Below are 17,605 nucleotides of genomic sequence, written 5' to 3' on the forward strand. Positions count from 1 at the left end.
TGCGGAGATTAGCCCAGTAACCCAAGATGCTCGACCAGTATGCTGCCGCCGATGCCAATCAGCACCACGCCGCCAACCACTTCTGCCCATTTGCCCATCACCGGTCCGATAAAACGTCCCAGCAAAATACCCGAAGCCGCCATTACCGTTGTCGCCGCACCAATCGTCAGCGCCGTTAACACAATATTGACCTTTAAAAACGCCAGTCCGACACCTACCGCCATTGCATCGAGGCTGGTGGCAATCGCGGTGGTCGCCAGCAGCAGAAAACCATGGCGCTGTGGCTGCTGTTGCTCTTCCTGTTGCGGACGGCGTAAACCTTCGACAATCATGCGCGCACCCAGTACAAACAACAGCGTAAAGGCCACCCAGTGGTCCCACGACATAATAAACTGGCTGGCCGCCAGGCCAATAGCCCAGCCAATTAACGGCGTCAGCGCTTCAATTGTGCCAAAAATCAGGCCGGTGCGAATGGCTTCTTTTAGCGTCGGACGGTGCAATGCGGCGCCTTTACCAACTGCGGCGGCAAAAGCATCCATCGACATGGCAAACGCGAGAATCAGTGTTGCGTAAAGGCTCATTATTTTTATACCGACTGGCGTATGACGAGAAAGAGCATCGGGCTTCGTCAAAAATTGCGCGACATATGAAAAAGAGTGCGCATGCTACCACGCGCCCGCCAGGATAAAAAGACAATAAAATCATGGATTTGAGTATAGCCTCGGCTATACATTTTAACGCTGGCTAACTTGCAGCCGACGAAATCAGCAATCTCCGGCTACGGCTTATACAGCGCTATATGTAATTTCAATACCTTAGTGCTTTCTGCCGCGATCAAAGTGGTCAGATTGAATATGGCGACATATTGTCTGACAATACCAATACTGTTTATCTGACAAGCTGAATGCATGAAAAGCACCTTTGAAACCTTTCTGATCCCGATGGGCATCCTGTTGCTCGGTTTTCTCTCTGCGCTGTTGCTACCGGCGCCCTGGTTTGGCATCCAGCTGACCAAATCGCTGATGGCAAGCTTTCATCTGCAGGATATCGGCCAGCTCTACACGCTGGTGTTCTGCCTGTGGTTTCTGCTGTTAGGCGCGATTGAGTACTTTATCATCCGCTTTATCTATCGACGTTATTTCAAAATTTAACTGTCAGAAGGCACACCATCACCATGCTGAAACAGACAAAAACCTGGCTAAAACGCGCAACAATTTTGTTTGTTCTGCTGGCGATTGCGCTACTGGCAATACGCATTACCCTGACCGAACGCGGCCCGGAACTGGCTCTGTGGCACACCTGGGTGCCAGACGAACTCAGTGAAAGTGAGATCGATAAAGCAGACTGGGCAAGCTGGACAGATAACGAAAACCGCGTCTTTGCCGAAGTAAAGGCCAACGTCACTGACAAACTGAGTGACCAGCAGCCGGAAACCCTCAATCGCTATGCGGCGAAAAGTCCGGTGTACCCTGCAAGCTTCACGCACAACTGGAACCACTCCTATATTTTGCTGCCGCCAGGCAAACCGCGTGGCGCGGTAGTGTTATTGCATGGCCTGACGGACTCGCCCTATAGCCTGCGCCACTTTGCACGTAATTATCAGCAGCAGGGTTTTGTTGCGGTAGCGATTCGCCTGCCAGGGCATGGCACCGTGCCGGGCGCACTGACCCGCATTGACTGGGAAGAGTGGATGGCAGCCACACGGCTGGCAGTACGCGAGGCGCGTAAGCGTATACCGGCGGAGGCACCGCTGCATATCATGGGATTTTCCAATGGTGGCGCGCTGGCCATGAAATACGCGCTGGATGCGCTGGATAATCCTCAGCTGCCCGCACCACAACGGCTGGTGCTGATTTCGCCAATGATTGGCGTCAGCGGTTATGCGCGCTATGCCGGACTGGCTGGCTTACCGTCCCTGCTACCGGCGTTTGCCCGCACCGCCTGGCTGAGTATTTTGCCGGAGTTTAATCCGTTTAAATACAACTCGTTCCCGGTAAAAGCCGCACGTCAGTCTTATCTGCTGACCAGGGCGCTACAGAAAGAAATTATCGATGATTCACACAACAATAAGTTAGGCCGCCTCGCGCCGGTACTCACTTTCCAGTCAGTCGCTGACGCCACGGTCAGTACCCCTGCGGTGATTAATGCCCTGTATAATCAGCTGCCGGATAATGGCAGCGAGCTGGTGCTGTTTGACGTTAACCAGTCGCGACAGTTGTCACCGATGATCAGCAGCAGTGCGCAGCATGCCAGTGAGCATCTGCTGCCTGCCGCACCGCGTCACTACGCGACCACTTTGGTTACCAGCAGCTCCCCGCAGAACCGCGCGGCCGTCGCCAGACGCACCCCGGCGGATGCCACTACCACCGAGGTGCAGCCATTGGGCATTGATTATCCGGCGGATATCTATTCACTGTCGCATGTCGCCTTACCGTTTCCGTTTAGCGACTCGCTATATGGCCGCACTCCGGAGAAACCGAATGAGTTTGGCGTCAGTCTGGGTAGCTTAACGCCACGTGGTGAACGCTCGGTACTGATCGTCAGCCTCGATATGCTGATGCGCATCTCTTCCAACCCGTTCTATCCGTGGATGTTGCAGCGGATCAATCAAACTCTTAACTAATCACGGCTATGTGCGTCCACCAGCTGGCGTAACTTCCGCGCGTAATGCGCAAAACCTTCGCGCGGCATATTAGTTGCACCTAACACCAGACCATACTGGCGCAGATCATCGCGCTGATACCACGCTGATAACGGCGATGGCGCCATCCCCCACGCCAGCGCTTCACGGGCAATAGCCCGATCGGCGGTTCCCGGCGGCAGCAGCACCACCACCGACAGCGCACCACGTCGCAAATCAGTAAACAGCGGCGCCAGCGCCTGGGTCATTTTTTCCAGACGATCGGCGTAGATGCGCTTCATACGCCGCAGATGACGCAAAAAATGCCCGTCGCGCAGAAATTCCGCCACCGCGTTATGCAGTACGAATGAGGATGCTGGCGCCATCACTGCGGCGATATCGGCAAAACGCGCGGCCTGCGTCGCTGGCACCACCACAAAACCAAGGCGTAACGACGGGCTGAGGGTTTTGCTGAAAGTGCCGATATGCATTACCCGCCCGTCGGTATCGAGCGATGCCAGCGCCGGTGCGGCGCGACTGCCCAGCTGTAATTCACCGAGATAATCATCTTCGACAATCCAGCGATCGTTCTCTTCTGCCCATGCCAGCAGCTCACTGCGTCGTGCCAGCGACAATGTCATCCCCAGCGGCGCCTGCTGGCCTGCCGTCACCAGCGCAAAACTTGCCTGTGGCGCGCTGGCAATACCTTCGCTGACCTTAATGCCCTGTTCATCCACACTGACCGGCACCGGTTCAATCCCCACCAGCCCAAGCGCTTTACACGCCAGCAGATAGCCAGGTTCTTCAATCCACGCCTGCGTGCCACGAAAGTTCATCGCCAGGCAGATCAGCCCTAAGGCTCCGGCATAGCCATTGGTGATAATAATCTGTTCCGCCTGACAATTAACGCCACGCGCCATCGCCAGATAAGCCACCAGCTCCTGCCGCAGCGCCAGGCTGCCGCGCGGATCCGGGTAACTGAGCGGCCTGCTGACCATGGTACGCGCGTGCCGCTGCACAATGCGCGACCAGACCTTAACCGGAAAAGCATCATCCGCGGGTATCCCCATCTGAAAAGTCAGCGGCGGTGCATCAAAGTCATAGGCGATATCAGATAACGGAACCATCACCGCATCGCTGGCGGCCGGATCGATCGCTGCCGGTGGATGCTGGGCAACAAAAGTCCCGGCGGCGCCTTTCGCTACCAGCAGCTGACTGTCGGCCAGCATATCGTAAGCAGACCTTACCGTGCCGCGCGCCACACCAAGCTGCACCGCCAGATCGCGGCAGGAGGGCATTCTTGCACCGGGTTTCAGCCGCCCTTCGCGAATCGCCAGGGTAATTTCACTGCGAATCTGCTCGGTTAAGCCACTGCGTGCCGCGCGATTAAGGGTCAGGCTGAATGGACCACTGTTTTTATCAATTCCTGGCACTTTTGCTATCCCATCACGGAGAAGAGAATACTCATTAACGCCACAAGGCTATCTCAACATTGATTATGGCAGGAGAGAGAAAATGAGTGAACGCATTGATTTTTCAAAAGTTGTTCCTGCGGGCATGAAAGCCCTCGGCGGTGTTTACAGCTATGTATCGCAAAGCGGCTTGTCACACGAACTGGTCGAACTGGTTTTTTTGCGCGTGTCACAAATCAACGGCTGCGCCTACTGTATCGATATGCACACCAAAGCGCTGCACACTGCGGGCTTTGGCTGGGAAAAAATTGTCCTCACTCAGGTCTGGCATGAATCCGGCAATCTGTTTAGCGCCAGAGAAAAAGCCGCGCTGGCGTGGGCGGAAAATCTGACGCTGATCGCCGAAAAAGGCGCGCCAGACAGCTTGTTTGATACCGTTGCCACCCAGTTCAGCGAAAAAGAGATCACTGACCTGACGATTGCCATTGGTCTGATGAATACCTATAACCGTCTGGCAATCAGTTCACGTAAGTTACCGGACAGCGCACCACGCGATTAATCGTCACATCAACTGCTTAGCCATCCTTGCCGGCTAAGCAGTTCTGCCATAAATCCCACGCTAAAACCGTTACGCACGGCGCAAATTGCGGCCTGCCGCCCCCGCCCGCCTTTCCCACAGCAAAAACATTGCTAATTACTGAACAAGCTTTGTTAATTTTGTTAATAACGGGCCGAATGTAGTTGTCGGACTGATCGCTTCAGCAGACAATAAAGTCCACAGCCTTTTTAATCCTTAAACAAAATGTTCAAATTATCGACTGAAATGTTATATTTGAGGTCGTATGCATAACATTTTGTTAACCTGTATCGTCAGAAATACTGATTTTAAGTGAGTCCCCTCTTTATCGTTATGGCAATAGATTAACCGCTCGTTCAGAAGCAGGAGCTATTCCACCAGAAAAAATGTTGAGATATCAACAGTCGGAGATGTCGCATTATGCGTAAGCCAGCAGAGGAAAAGAGCGTCGACGTACTACTGATCGGCGTGGGTGTGATGAGTGCCACCCTCGGTACTTACCTGCATGAACTGGAACCGAATTGGTCCATTGAGATGGTCGAACGTCTTGATGGCTTAGCACAAGAGAGCTCGAACGGCTGGAATAACGCCGGTACTGGCCACTCAGCGCTGGCTGAGATGAACTACACCCCGGAAAATGCGCAGGGTGAGATTGATATCGCTAAAGCGGTAGAGATTAATGAAGCCTTCCAGGTTTCTCGTCAGTTCTGGGCTTATCAGGTGCAGAAAGGCGTGTTGCAGAACCCGCGCAGCTTTATTAACAGCACCCCGCATATGAGCTTTGTCTGGGGTGAGGACAACGTTAATTACCTGCGCAAACGCTATCAGGCATTACAGCAGAGCTCACTGTTCCGCGGGATGGAATACTCGGAAGATAAGCAGCAGATCGAGCAGTGGATCCCGCTGGTGATGGAAGGGCGCGATCCTGAGCAGAAAGTGGCTGCGACCCGTATTCCGATTGGTACCGATGTTAACTTTGGCGAAATCACCCGTCAGCTGGTGGCATCGCTGTGCAACAGCGACAGATTCAATCTGCAAACCGGTCAGGAAGTGCGCCATATTCAGCGCAATGATGACGGCAGCTGGAATGTCACTCTGGCTGATCTGAAACATGGCGGCGCAGAGCAAGTGGTGAAGGCGAAGTTTGTCTTTATCGGCGCCGGTGGCGCCGCATTGCCGCTGTTGCAGAAATCGGGGATCCCGGAAGCAAGAAACTACGCTGGCTTCCCGGTGGGCGGCGAATTCCTGGTCAGCGACAACCAGGAACTGGTGAAACGTCATCAGGCCAAAGTGTACGGTAAAGCCTCGGTTGGCGCGCCGCCGATGTCCGTGCCGCATCTGGATACCCGCGTGCTGGATGGCAAGCAGGTGCTGCTGTTTGGACCTTTTGCCACCTTCTCGACCCGGTATCTGAAAAACGGCTCGCTGTGGGATATGTTTGGTTCGATCACCACCTCTAATGTGATGCCAATGATGCACGTTGGTGTGAAGAACTTTGATCTGGTGAAATACCTGGTCGGTCAGGTGATGCTGTCGGACGACGATCGCCACGCCGCATTGCAGGAGTACTTCCCGGATGCGAAGCAGGAAGACTGGCATTTAGTGATTGCCGGTCAGCGCGTGCAGATCATCCAGAAAGATGCCGAGAAAGGCGGCGTGCTGCGTCTGGGTACTGAAGTGGTTACTTCGCAGGATGGCACCATCTCCGCACTGCTGGGCGCTTCACCAGGTGCATCAACTGCGGCGCCAATTATGCTGGATTTGATGAAAAAAGTGTTTAAACAGCAGTTCACCACACCAGAGTGGCAGGCTAAGCTGAAGGCGATCATCCCTTCTTACGGCCAGAAACTGAATGGCAATGTCGCGGCCACAGAAAAAGCGCTGGCGGATACCAGCCGTATTCTGCAGCTGGATTATACGCCGATGGCGATAGCGGCCAACGACGACGCGCGTGCTAACAGGATTAAGGCAGCAGCTGCTGAGGCAGCCGCTACCTGCTAATCTCTGAGATAACGGCGGCAGATTTTGCCGCCGTTATCTCTACAGAAAGTTATCAGGTAAAAAGCATTATTTTTGATGCAGCAGTTCACGCATCATCGCTTCTCGTAAGATAGCATTTAACCGCGTCTGATAGCCCTTACCCGGCGCCTTCAGCCATGCCAGCAGATCAGTATCAATTCTGACTGAGGCGTGAGTCTTCACCGGGCGACAGAACTGCCCACTCACTGCATCTTTCCACAGAGCCTCATCAAGAGGCGGGATATCACTGTAATCGATCTCGCTATCAGGCTCACTGGCCAGAACATTAAGTTCCAACTGGCGTTTTCAGTCAGAGACGGCAGCTCACTTCGTTTATATCTGACTTTGCTCATAACGATCCTCCCTTTTTAGTCAGACAGATGCCCATCACACATTCCCGCCCCCAAACCACTACACATACCCCAGCACCTTAAACCACAGATAATCCAGCGGCAGCAGCACCAGCGCACTGACCAGCGCCACCAGCAGACAGAGCTTTAAGCCATCGCGCGCTGGCACATTGCCCAATCCCATCGCCACGACAATCGGCGACGCCTGATAAGGTAACAGCGGCGTGGCATAGGCAAACACCTGGATCATCACTACCGTCAGCAGTGAGAAGCCCGAGGCTTCAGCAAAGCTCTGCGCCATCGGCGTAAACATCGCCGGTACGCCATTCGCCGTGACGACAAAGTTTAGCGCGGTGGTCACCGCATTCAGCGAGAGAAAACTGAGAAACGGACGGTCATCATGCAGCGGGGTAATTGCCAGCAGCGCGCTGGCAATGCGATTACCAAGGTTTGACTCTACTACCACAGCCGTCACCCCCAGAATCGCCGCGACATAGATACAGGTGCGAAAATTAACCCCTTTACCGAAGGCATCGCTGGAGAGAAAACCGACGCGCGGCAGCAGGCAGAAGCAGGCGGCAGTCAGGCCAACCCAGGCCGGGGAGATACCGTGCAGGCTGTCGGTCATCCACAGTAGCAGCGTCAGCAGCAGCACCGCGATCAGCCGCAGCTCTTCACCACTTAGCGGCGGCATGCGTTGCTGATGAGTTACAGGCGACGGCGTCGCCGGAAACAGTTTGCAGATACAGAGCGTCAGCAACGCGCCTTTCAGCAATCCCACTACCGGCGTATGCAGCAACATCCATGGCATATAGCCCAGATGCAGGCCAAAGGAGTTTTCCGCCGCGCCAGTCATCACCAGATTGGGGACATTGGCGGGTAAAATACTGGCCGATAGCTGGAAAGTACCAAAACCCACCGCCAGCGCCAGACCAGTCCAGCCACGACTGCCTTCATAAAGCCCGGCCTGCTTTGCCAGCGCGCCGACAATCGGCATCAGCAGGGCAATACGCCCCATATTCGATGGCATGACAAAAGCCAGCAGATAGCTGATTACAATCACCCCACCCACCATGCGCGGCCAGGAGGCGGTTAACGGCGCGGCCAGCGTGCGCGCCAGCCGATCGGCCAGCCCGACCTTACGGATCGCCAGTCCCAGCACAAATCCGCTTAATACCAGCCAGAAAGCCGATGAGGCGAAACCACTGAATACTGTCGCCGCCGGCGCAATATGCAGCAACATCGCGGCAGCAAAAAACAGTAAAGCGGTAATAAATTCCGGCAGCAGCGCTGTGGCCCACAGCAGGATAGTCATGGCCACCACCAGCGCCGTTAGCCCTATTTCAGGAGGGAGAGAGGTCAAAACAGCAGGCTCCTTTGCGTGATCGGGCGGCGAGAACGCCGCCCGTGCCGATAATTTGCACTATCTGCAATAATGCCCGCTATCCCGTTATTACGCCATCTTCACCGCCTCAATAAACATCCACAGCGTGGTTATCAACAGCGAAATAGCCATCACGCCATTAAACAGTTTCAGCTTCCACGGCACCTGCAGATGATGGCGCAACCGATCGCCCATCACCGCCCAGATCAGGATGCACGGCAGGTTCATCACCATAAAACCGAGCATCACCGCCATTACGCCACTTGTGGCGCTATACAGCAACGCCACATTGGTCGCCATCAGCCAGGCCTTCGGATTGACCGCCTGAAACAGCGCGCCGCCGACCAGCGTCATTGGCCGCGCGTTTTCACGCATCTCCGGCGCCGACGAGCGGAACAGTTTCCATGACAGCCACAGCAGGTAGCCACAACCGAGTACGGTTAATGGCAGACGAATCTGGCTCATCCAGTGCAGCAGTACTTCCAGCATCACGCCCGCCAGCACAGTTTGCAGCGCACAGCCGACTAAAATGCCAAACACCATCGGCAGGGTGCGACGCAGACCAAAATTCACCCCGGAGGTGGCCAGCAGCAGATTATTCGGGCCGGGGGTTATCGACATAACGGTGACATAGCTGAAGAAGGATGGATCGAGCATGATGCGTACCTGCGAAGTTGTAATCAGAGCACCAGTGTAAGAAATGCTTAGCGATGGTAACAGATACACAAAACGACTATTGTATTGAGTACAATCAGGTGAATATTAAAATTGTACCTACCTACTCCGGAGGCAATTGTGTCCATTATCGAAGCGCAGGAAACCACGCTTTACCATCAACTGGCGGAAACCTTTGCTGCAGCGATTCATCATGGCACCTTGCCACCGGGCAGTCGCTTGCCGGCGATTCGTCGTGTGGCCGGTTCCCATCAGGTTAGTGTCAATACGGTGCTAAATGCCTGGCGTATTCTTGAAGATCGCGGCCTGATCGAAGCACGTCCCCAGTCCGGCTATTATGTGCGCGGCGTGCTGCCGTCAGTGATTAAAGCCAGCAAACATCAGGCGCAGGTCTCCTCGCCGAGCAGTGAAAAGCTCGATCTGATCGCCACGGTTTTTGCCGCGCAAAACCATCCTGACTACATCAATATTTCACTGGCCTGCCCACAGAACAGCGATTTCTATCCGGCGGCCAAACTCAGCCGGATTATCGCTTCCCTGCTGCGCCGCCACCCGGAGATGATTGGTCGCTATGCCCTGCCGCCGGGTAGCCAGCGTCTGCGCCGTGAAGTGGCCCGTCGCGCGATGGATTCCGGTATGGCGCTGGTGGCTGAGGATATCACCCTGACCCATGGCTGTATGGAGGCGCTGCAGCTGGCGCTGCGCGCGGTAACCAAACCCGGTGACTGTGTCGGACTGGAAACCCCGACCTATTTTTACCTGTTCCCGCTGCTGGCCAGCCTGGGGTTGAAATCAATCGAAATCCCCACCGACCCGCAACGCGGATTGTCACTCGACGCGCTGGAAATGCTGTTAAGTGAAAAACGGATCAATGCGCTGATAGCGATGCCTAATGTGCAGAATCCGCTGGGTTGCAGCATGGCGCTGGAAGATAAAAAGCGTCTGGCGCAGCTGATGACCCGCTATCAGACGCCCCTGATTGAGGACGGTTTATACGGCGAGTTGCAGTTCTGCTGGCCGCTGGCGCCAGCGGTAAAAGCCTTTGACCGTGAAGGCTGGGTGATCTACTGCTCCAGTTTTACCAAAACCCTGGCGCCGGACTTTCGCGTCGGCTGGATTGCCGCCGGTCGTTTTAACCAGCAGATCGCCCATCTGAAAGCGGTGTCATCCATGTCGGAATCAGTACTGCTTTCAGAAACTCTCGGGCAGTTTCTGGAATCGGGTGGCTACGATCATCATCTGCGCACCCTGCGTCGCCGCTATACCCGGCAGATGGATGAGGCGCGCGGCTTAATCGCCCGTTATTTCCCGGAAGGCACGCGCGCCACCCTGCCACAGGGCGGCTTTGTGTTTTGGGTTGAGCTGCCGGGAAATGTCGACAGCGTTGAGCTGTTTCATCGCCTGCTACAGGAGAAGATTTGCGTTACGCCCGGAGCGCTCTACACCCTGAGCGAACGCTGTAACCACGCGCTGCGCCTCTCCTGCTGCTACCCGTTTGACGAACGTTACACCTATGCGTTGAAACGCGCGGGCGCGCTGGCCTGCGAGATGAGCGGTCTGCCGCCCGGCATCGGTTAGCCCTCAGGGTGTACCGTTGCGTCCCCAGGTGGCATAGCCGCTACGTTCGGTCAGGCGTTCATAATAGGCGCGCACTGCGGGCAGATTCGGATGATCCAGCGGCGTTTCATACCAGCGATTCACCGACAGCCCAATCGGTATATCAGCCAGCGTGAAATTACTGCCGGCAACATAGCGGCCGGTTTTCTCCAGCTGGCCGTTAAGAATGCCCATAGTGTGCGACCAGCCTTTACAGGCGGCAGCGAGCAGGCGTGGATCCTGATGCGCTGGCGAGTTACGCACCAGTGACATAAAGGCGTAACGCCAGGAGGTATTCAGTTCCGTGGATTGCCAGTCGATCCACTGATCAACCGGCGCACGGGCGCGGGGATTGTCCGGGTAGAGCCACTCGCCGCCATAAGCGTTCGCCAGATAGCGAATAATGGCGTTTGACTCCCACATCACAAAATCACCTTCCTGAATAACCGGAATCATCGCATTGGGGTTAAGCGCTAAAAACTCCGCCTGATGCGGTGATTTAAACCCTTCGCCCCACTCTTCGCGGCGAAAAGCGATATCCAGCTCATCGCATACCCACAACACTTTCCGCACATTAATCGATGATGCTCTTCCCAGAATTTTCAGCATATTTCCGCCACTTTCTCTTCAGCTATATAGCTCTCATTCATAAACTCATTAGTTGACGATGGCAATCTAATCGCAGTAGTAATAATCCCCCCCTGGCTGATAACGAGGCTTTTGTGACACAACTCATCCCCTTTAAGCAGGTCGACGTTTTTACCCGTTCCCCATTTAAGGGTAATCCGCTGGCGGTGATTATGCAGGCCGATGGTTTAAGCGATAAGCAGATGGCGGATATCGCCCGCTGGACCAATCTGTCGGAGACCACTTTTGTCCTGCCCGCTACCGAGGCCAGTGCCGATTATCTTGTGCGCATTTTTACCCCGGACAGCGAACTGCCGTTTGCCGGACATCCGACGCTGGGCACCGCCCATGCCTTACTCGAAGCGGGCATTACGTTAAAAACGCCGGGTAAAATTGTGCAGCAGTGCGGCGTCGGTCTGGTGACGGTAAATATCGCCGCTGACGGCAGCCTGGCTTTTGCCGCGCCGCCAGCCACCCTGACGCCTTATGACGATGCGCTGCTCAGCACGGCGTTAAACAGTGACGCCTTCGACAAGCAGCAGCCGGTAATGGTGGCGGATATGGGCATTCGCTGGCTGCTGGTGCCGATGCTGTCGGCAGAAGCGGTATTGGCGATTAAACCAAATGTGGCGGATTTCGCGCGGTTACAGCAGCACGCCAGAGTCAATGGCGTCATGCCATTTGGCCCGCTGACTGGCGCGGATGAGCAGCTGGAAGTGCGCGGTTTATTGATCGAAAATGGCTCATTAACTGAAGACCCGGTAACCGGCAGCGCTAACGCCTGCGTCGCGCGCTATCGTCTGGCGCAGGGGAAAACGGAAGATTACCGCGTGCGCCAGGGCAGCGCCATACAGCGTAATGGCCGTCTGCAGGTCAGCTTCCGCGCTGATGGCATCTGGATTGGCGGTCAGACGGTAACGGTGATTGACGGTACCATTCGGCTGTAAGGTCTGTGGGCGGCGATAACGCCGCCCCTGCAGGTATAATGTGGTATGTAGGGGCGGCGTTGTCGCCGCCCGTGCCGATAATTGTCACCTTTAATCAGATAAACATCCCCCCCGACACTTCAATACGTTGCGCCGTCATCCAGCCACTGCCTTCGCTCAGGATCAGCGCAATCGCATCACCGATATCATCCGGTAAACCGGCGCGGCCAAGCGCAGTTTGTGAGGCGACAAATGCATTCACCTCAGCATTATCACGCACCATGCCGCCGCTGAAATCCGTTTCAATCGCCCCCGGCGCAATAATATTCACTCTGATGCCGCGTGCTCCCAGCTCTTTCGCCTGGTAGCGCGTCAGCACTTCCATCGCCCCTTTCACTGCGGCATAGGCGCTGGATCCCGGCAGACTAAAGCGCGCCAGTCCGCTGGAGACATTCAGGATGCGTGCGCCGTCCACCAGCAGTGGCAACAGCTTTTGCGTCAGGAAAAAAGGGCCTTTAAAGTGGATATTGACCAGCTGATCAAATTGCTGTTCGGTGGTCTCGGCAAATGCAGCGTGCAGAGCAGTGCCCGCATTGTTTAATAAATAATCAAAACTATCACGCTGCCACTGCGTTTTAAGCTGATTCTTCACTTCAGCAACAAACGCATCGAAACTGCTGCTGTCAGCCACATCGAGCGGAAGCGCCAGCGCACGGGCGCCGAGCGCCTCAATCTCCTGCACCACTGCCTCCGCTTCCTGCTGCTGCGTGCGATACGTCAAAATGATATCACAGTGGTTTTTTGCCAGTTTTAGTGCCGCATTCTTACCTAAACCGCGACTACCGCCGGTGATTAATACAATTTTACGCGTCATTTTCTGCTCCTCAGGAATAAGTTGGGACGAAAATAAGGATATTCCTCGCGTTTTGATCTATAAACGGCTGTAACACCATTTCACTGTTTCAATACAGACAACAATCGGGTGATAAATGGATAAAATTCACGCAATGCAGGTTTTTGTCAGAGTCGCTGAAATGCAGAGTTTTACCCGTGCGGCGGAGAGCCTCGGCCTGCCAAAAGGTAGCGTCTCGCGACAGCTACAGGCGCTGGAAAATCAGATGGGCGCCCGCCTGCTGCACCGCACCACCCGACGCGTGCAGCTGACACAGGATGGCATGATCTATTACGAACGCTGTCGCGACCTGCTGGCGACGCTGGAGGAGATGGATTCGCTGTTTCAGAACGATCCCGCCACCCTGAGCGGGCGACTACGCGTTGATATGCCGGTCAGTCTGGCCAGCAACTTTGTTATTCCGCTTTTACCCGAATTTTTACAGCATTATCCGGGGATTGAGCTGGAACTGAGCAGCAGCGACCGCCTCGTTGATGTGATTCGCGAAGGTTTTGATTGTGTAGTGCGCGTCGGCGTGCTGAAAGATTCCGGACTGATTGCCCGCCCGCTGGGTCATTTGCCGATGATTAATTGCGCCAGCCCGGGCTATCTGGCGCGTTTCGGTACACCACAAACCCTCGACGATTTATCGCAGCACGCAATGGTGCATTACAGCCTGCAATTAGGCACTCCGACGGAAGGGTTTGAATTCTTTGATGGCCAGCGTTGTCATACCATTCAGACCGGCGGCGTGGTAACCGTCAACAGCACGGAAACCTACCGTGCAGCCTGTATTGCCGGGCTGGGAATTATTCAGGTGCCGCGCGTCGGCGCGCAGGAGGCGCTGAAAGCGCGTACGCTGGTGGAAATACTACCGGCCTTTCGCGCCCAGGCGATGCCGGTTTCACTGATTTACCCCCACCGCCGCAACCTCGCGCGCCGTGTTCAGGTGTTTATGGAGTGGCTGACACAGGCAATGAAACGCTACGCCGGGTGACAGCCGGGCTATAATTGTCATTCAGCAAGATAATACCAAGAGGATGAAGGCGTTTAATGACGGATAAGCAGAACCCACAGCAGTCTCCCAACGAAGTGGCAGAAGAGAAGCCGCTGATTTCGATTAAAACCGGTAATAAGACCGTCGATCACTCGATCACCCGCCTGTCACGACTGGTCAGCTGGTTTCAGGCGATCCCTGCCGTGGCGCACTTTATTCGTGCCGGTGAACGCTTTAATGACCGGCTGGGCAGCCAGTTTGGCGCCGCCATTACCTATTTCTCATTTCTGTCGCTGATCCCGATTTTAATGGTCTCATTCGCCGCCGTCGGTTTTATTCTCGCTTCGCATCCTGATCTGTTAACCGAGCTGATCAATAAGATCGTCAGCAACATCAGCGATCCGACGCTGGCAACTACGCTGAAAAATACGGTAAATACGGCGATCCAGCAGCGTACCACCGTCGGACTGACCGGTTTACTGATTGCGCTCTATTCCGGTGTTAGCTGGATGGGCAATCTGCGTGAAGCGATTCGCGCCCAGTCGCGTGATGTCTGGGAACGTAATCCGACCGATAAAGAGAAGATCTATTTTAAATATACCCGCGATTTTATTTCACTGACCGGGTTAGTGCTGGCGCTGATTATCACCCTGTCGCTGACTTCAGTCGCTGGCGCTGCGCAGGCGGCGATTGTCAGTGCATTGGGACTGGATCATATTGAATGGCTACGACCGGCAATGACCATTATTGCGCTGTCGATCTCGATTTTTGCCAACTACCTGCTGTTTTTGTGGATTTTCTGGATACTGCCGCGCCATAAGCCGCGTAAAAAGGCGCTGTTTCGCGGCACCCTGCTGGCGGCCATCGGTTTTGAAATCATAAAATTTATTATGACCCTGACCCTGCCAAAACTGGCTTCTTCTCCTTCAGGAGCGGCTTTCGGTTCGGTGCTGGGCCTGATGGCATTTTTCTACTTCTTCGCCCGTCTGACGCTATTTTGCGCCGCGTGGATTGCCACTGCGCAATATCCCGACGATAAGAAAATGCCCGAACCTGGCAGCCATTCGCATCACTGATGATCGCCACTGCGTCGCGCTGAATTTGCGTGGCGCTACGCAATCAGCATGCTGAAAGCGGCTAAAACCAGTTAAAAATCTCGCCTTTTGCGCAAATATTGCTCAATACTCAGCATTTATCGCTGACAGCTAACTTTTATTCAGCCCTTTTTTAGTGATTCACGCTAAAAAAGCGGCCGTTCGCCTTGGCATCCGCCAGTAAACTTCCAATGACAGAAATTATCCACTTTTACCCCCTCCAGACCAGCGATGGCGCGGGTTTTCACCATTGAATGCAGCTTTTTCTATGCGTAAGATTCCTGTTCTCGTTTTATAAATAAGAATTAACTATGCAAGCCTCCATCGCACCAACTCTCGACGCCGGGCCAGACGCCACACCAGTAAATTCACGCGGAAAAGTGGTGGTCGCTTCGCTGGTCGGCACTGCTATCGAATTTTTCGATTTCTATATTTACGCCACAGCCGCGGTTATCGTCTTCCCGCATATTTTCTTCCCACAGGGTGATGCGACGGTTGCCACGCTACAGTCGCTGGCCACTTTTGCCATCGCCTTTGTTGCGCGCCCAATTGGCTCAGCGCTGTTTGGTCACTTTGGTGACCGCGTAGGTCGTAAAGTGACGCTGGTCGCTTCACTGCTGACTATGGGTATTTCCACCGTGGTGATTGGCCTGCTGCCGGGCTATGAAACTATCGGCGTCTTTGCGCCAATGCTGCTGGCGCTGGCGCGCTTTGGTCAGGGTCTGGGCCTTGGCGGCGAATGGGGCGGCGCGGCGCTACTGGCGACCGAAAATGCCCCGCCAAAAAAACGTGCGCTATATGGCTCTTTCCCACAGCTGGGCGCACCAATCGGCTTCTTCTTTGCCAACGGCACCTTCCTGCTGCTCTCCTGGTTACTGACCGATCAGCAGTTTATGGAGTGGGGCTGGCGTGTGCCGTTTATTCTCTCCGCCGTGCTGGTGCTGATTGGCCTGTATGTGCGCGTATCCCTGCATGAATCGCCGGTGTTCGCCAAAGTACAACAGGCAAAAGCACAGGTTAAAGTGCCGATTGGCACCCTGTTCAGCAAACATATGACTGCCACCATCCTTGGCACCTTTATTATGCTGGCGACCTATACGCTTTTCTATATTATGACTGTTTACTCAATGAGTTACGGCACCGCCGCTCAGCCGGTTGGCCTTGGCTACTCGCGTAACAGTTTCCTGTGGATGCTAATGGTGGCGGTGATTGGTTTTGGCATTATGGTGCCGATTGCCGGCATGCTGGCAGACCGCTTTGGCCGCCGCAAAACGATGATCACCATTACGCTGCTGATTATCGCTTTCGCCCTGCTGTTCCCGGTCATGCTGGGTTCAGGTCAGCAATGGCTGGTGATGTCGTTCCTGGTGCTTGGTCTGAGCATTATGGGCCTGACCTTTGGCCCGATGGGTGCGCTGCTACCGGAACTGTTCCCGACCGAAGTGCGTTATACCGGCGCCTCGTTCTCCTACAATATGTCGTCAATTCTTGGCGCTTCGGTGGCGCCGTATATCGCCACCTGGCTGACCGCTAATTATGGCCTGTACGCAGTCGGCCTCTATCTGGCTTCCATGGCCTGCCTGACGCTGCTGGCGCTGTTTGCCATCAGGGAAACCCGCCACCAGTCGCTGTAATGGTGAGGTAGCTTCCAGCATATTGAAAAGCCGGACATTGTTCCGGCTTTTTTTATGCGCTGGGGTGTGGATTTTTACTTCACTTCAGCGCCATCGGAAAACCTGTGATAGCGTCAATTATAGCTTACAGACTATAATGGAACTGCTATGTGGACGATATTAACAACGGAACTGTTTGATCACTGGTTTGAGCGCCAGGATGAGCTCACTCAAAATAAGATGCTGGCAGGGTTACTGGCGTTGAGAAAAGGCGGCCCTAATGTCGGAAGACCACTGGTCGATGCAATTAAATTTTCCCGCTGGCTCCATATGAAAGAGTTAAGAGTTCAGCACAAAGGGCAGCCCATTCGGGCTTTCTTCGCTTTTGACCCTCTACGCCGGGCAATTATCCTTTGTGCGGGAGACAAAAGTGGCAATGACAAAAGATTTTATCGTGAAATGCTTGCCGTTGCGGATGCGCAATACGCTCAGCATTTGATGACACTGGTGGAGTAAATATGGGTAAAAACCTTGATAACATGCTGGCAGAACTTTCGGCCAGCAGAAGACAACATGTCGAACAGCTGGCGGATGAAATGCTGCTGGAAGTACAGCTTTATCGCTTACGCGAGGAGTTACAACTTACTCAGCAGGCTCTCGCAAGCAAGATGGGCATCAGTCAGCCTACCATTGCGGCAATAGAAAAACGCGGCAATGATATAAAACTGTCAACCATGAAGCGCTATGTGGCGGCCCTTGGCGGAACTATCCATATCAATATCGAGTTTCCTGATGGTCACCATATTGCGCTAGAGATGTAGGA

The 17,605-nt window shown here is 54.5% G+C and carries 17 protein-coding genes and 1 pseudogene; 11 read left to right on the top strand and 7 right to left on the bottom strand.

Annotated elements, in window-relative coordinates; all coding sequences use genetic code 11:
- Positions 1–8: 8 nt before the first annotated feature.
- Complete coding sequence (gene mntP, locus J2125_RS10375) at positions 9–581, bottom strand: manganese efflux pump MntP (RefSeq protein ID WP_026111506.1); 573 nt, start codon at positions 579–581, stop codon at positions 9–11.
- Positions 582–908: 327 nt separating this feature from the next.
- Between mntP and J2125_RS10380 the strand changes: the two genes are divergently transcribed.
- Entirely contained in the window at positions 909–1,151 is a 243-nt protein-coding gene (locus J2125_RS10380; RefSeq protein ID WP_017799650.1) for a DUF1158 family protein, read from the top strand.
- Between the two features lie 23 nt (positions 1,152–1,174).
- Entirely contained in the window at positions 1,175–2,623 is a 1,449-nt protein-coding gene (locus tag J2125_RS10385; RefSeq protein WP_017799651.1) for an alpha/beta hydrolase, read from the top strand.
- Here the strand turns inward: J2125_RS10385 and pdxR are convergent.
- On the bottom strand, positions 2,620–4,053 hold the full coding sequence (gene pdxR / locus J2125_RS10390; protein ID WP_017799652.1) for a MocR-like pyridoxine biosynthesis transcription factor PdxR: 1,434 nt from the start codon (positions 4,051–4,053) through the stop codon (positions 2,620–2,622). The genes J2125_RS10385 and pdxR overlap by 4 nt on opposite strands.
- 82 nt (positions 4,054–4,135) lie before the next feature.
- On the opposite strand from pdxR, the gene J2125_RS10395 reads away from it, so the two are divergent.
- A complete protein-coding gene (locus J2125_RS10395; RefSeq protein WP_017799653.1) occupies positions 4,136–4,591 on the top strand; it encodes a carboxymuconolactone decarboxylase family protein in 456 nt (151 codons plus the stop codon).
- 438 nt (positions 4,592–5,029) lie between these two features.
- The gene (gene mqo / locus J2125_RS10400) at positions 5,030–6,610 is read left to right on the top strand and encodes a malate dehydrogenase (quinone) (protein WP_017799654.1); all 1,581 of its coding nucleotides are present in this window, start codon (positions 5,030–5,032) and stop codon (positions 6,608–6,610) included.
- A 66-nt stretch (positions 6,611–6,676) separates the two neighbouring features.
- Here the strand turns inward: mqo and J2125_RS10405 are convergent.
- The 3 genes and pseudogenes from J2125_RS10405 to J2125_RS10415 form a co-directional block, all read right to left on the bottom strand.
- Positions 6,677–6,981, bottom strand: a pseudogene (locus J2125_RS10405) (BrnA antitoxin family protein).
- Positions 6,982–7,039: 58 nt separating this feature from the next.
- Positions 7,040–8,341 carry an SLC13 family permease gene (locus J2125_RS10410; protein WP_040462267.1) on the bottom strand — a complete coding sequence of 434 codons (1,302 nt, stop codon included), beginning with the start codon at positions 8,339–8,341 and terminating at the stop codon, positions 7,040–7,042.
- Between the two features lie 90 nt (positions 8,342–8,431).
- Entirely contained in the window at positions 8,432–9,019 is a 588-nt protein-coding gene (locus J2125_RS10415; RefSeq protein ID WP_017799657.1) for a LysE family translocator, read from the bottom strand.
- 138 nt (positions 9,020–9,157) lie between these two features.
- Between J2125_RS10415 and J2125_RS10420 the strand changes: the two genes are divergently transcribed.
- Positions 9,158–10,615, top strand: a complete 1,458-nt coding sequence (locus J2125_RS10420) for an aminotransferase-like domain-containing protein (protein ID WP_017799658.1) — start codon at positions 9,158–9,160, stop codon at positions 10,613–10,615.
- A gap of 3 nt (positions 10,616–10,618) precedes the next feature.
- Here the strand turns inward: J2125_RS10420 and J2125_RS10425 are convergent, their stop codons facing one another.
- Positions 10,619–11,242, bottom strand: a complete 624-nt coding sequence (locus J2125_RS10425) for a glutathione S-transferase family protein (protein WP_017799659.1) — start codon at positions 11,240–11,242, stop codon at positions 10,619–10,621.
- Between the two features lie 113 nt (positions 11,243–11,355).
- Here J2125_RS10425 and J2125_RS10430 point away from each other — a divergent pair, with 113 nt between their 5' ends.
- On the top strand, positions 11,356–12,207 hold the full coding sequence (locus tag J2125_RS10430; protein WP_026111508.1) for a PhzF family phenazine biosynthesis protein: 852 nt from the start codon (positions 11,356–11,358) through the stop codon (positions 12,205–12,207).
- A gap of 94 nt (positions 12,208–12,301) precedes the next feature.
- Here J2125_RS10430 and J2125_RS10435 read toward each other — a convergent pair whose 3' ends face one another.
- Complete coding sequence (locus J2125_RS10435; RefSeq protein ID WP_017799661.1) at positions 12,302–13,060, bottom strand: SDR family NAD(P)-dependent oxidoreductase; 759 nt, start codon at positions 13,058–13,060, stop codon at positions 12,302–12,304.
- A gap of 115 nt (positions 13,061–13,175) precedes the next feature.
- Between J2125_RS10435 and J2125_RS10440 the strand changes: the two genes are divergently transcribed.
- The 5 genes from J2125_RS10440 (at position 13,176) to J2125_RS10460 (ending at position 17,603) form a co-directional block, all read left to right on the top strand.
- Entirely contained in the window at positions 13,176–14,075 is a 900-nt protein-coding gene (locus J2125_RS10440) for a LysR family transcriptional regulator (RefSeq protein WP_017799662.1), read from the top strand.
- A gap of 56 nt (positions 14,076–14,131) precedes the next feature.
- Entirely contained in the window at positions 14,132–15,151 is a 1,020-nt protein-coding gene (yhjD, locus tag J2125_RS10445) for an inner membrane protein YhjD (protein ID WP_017799663.1), read from the top strand.
- A gap of 329 nt (positions 15,152–15,480) precedes the next feature.
- Positions 15,481–16,803 carry an MFS transporter gene (locus J2125_RS10450; RefSeq protein WP_017799665.1) on the top strand — a complete coding sequence of 441 codons (1,323 nt, stop codon included), beginning with the start codon at positions 15,481–15,483 and terminating at the stop codon, positions 16,801–16,803.
- A gap of 147 nt (positions 16,804–16,950) precedes the next feature.
- Positions 16,951–17,298 (top strand): type II toxin-antitoxin system RelE/ParE family toxin, encoded by a 348-nt coding sequence (locus tag J2125_RS10455; protein WP_017799666.1) that lies wholly within the window; start codon positions 16,951–16,953, stop codon positions 17,296–17,298.
- Between the two features lie 2 nt (positions 17,299–17,300).
- Positions 17,301–17,603 (top strand): helix-turn-helix domain-containing protein, encoded by a 303-nt coding sequence (locus J2125_RS10460; RefSeq protein ID WP_017799667.1) that lies wholly within the window; start codon positions 17,301–17,303, stop codon positions 17,601–17,603.
- Positions 17,604–17,605 lie beyond the last annotated feature (2 nt).

Source organism: Winslowiella toletana, from assembly GCF_017875465.1.
Classification (GTDB): domain Bacteria; phylum Pseudomonadota; class Gammaproteobacteria; order Enterobacterales; family Enterobacteriaceae; genus Erwinia; species Erwinia toletana.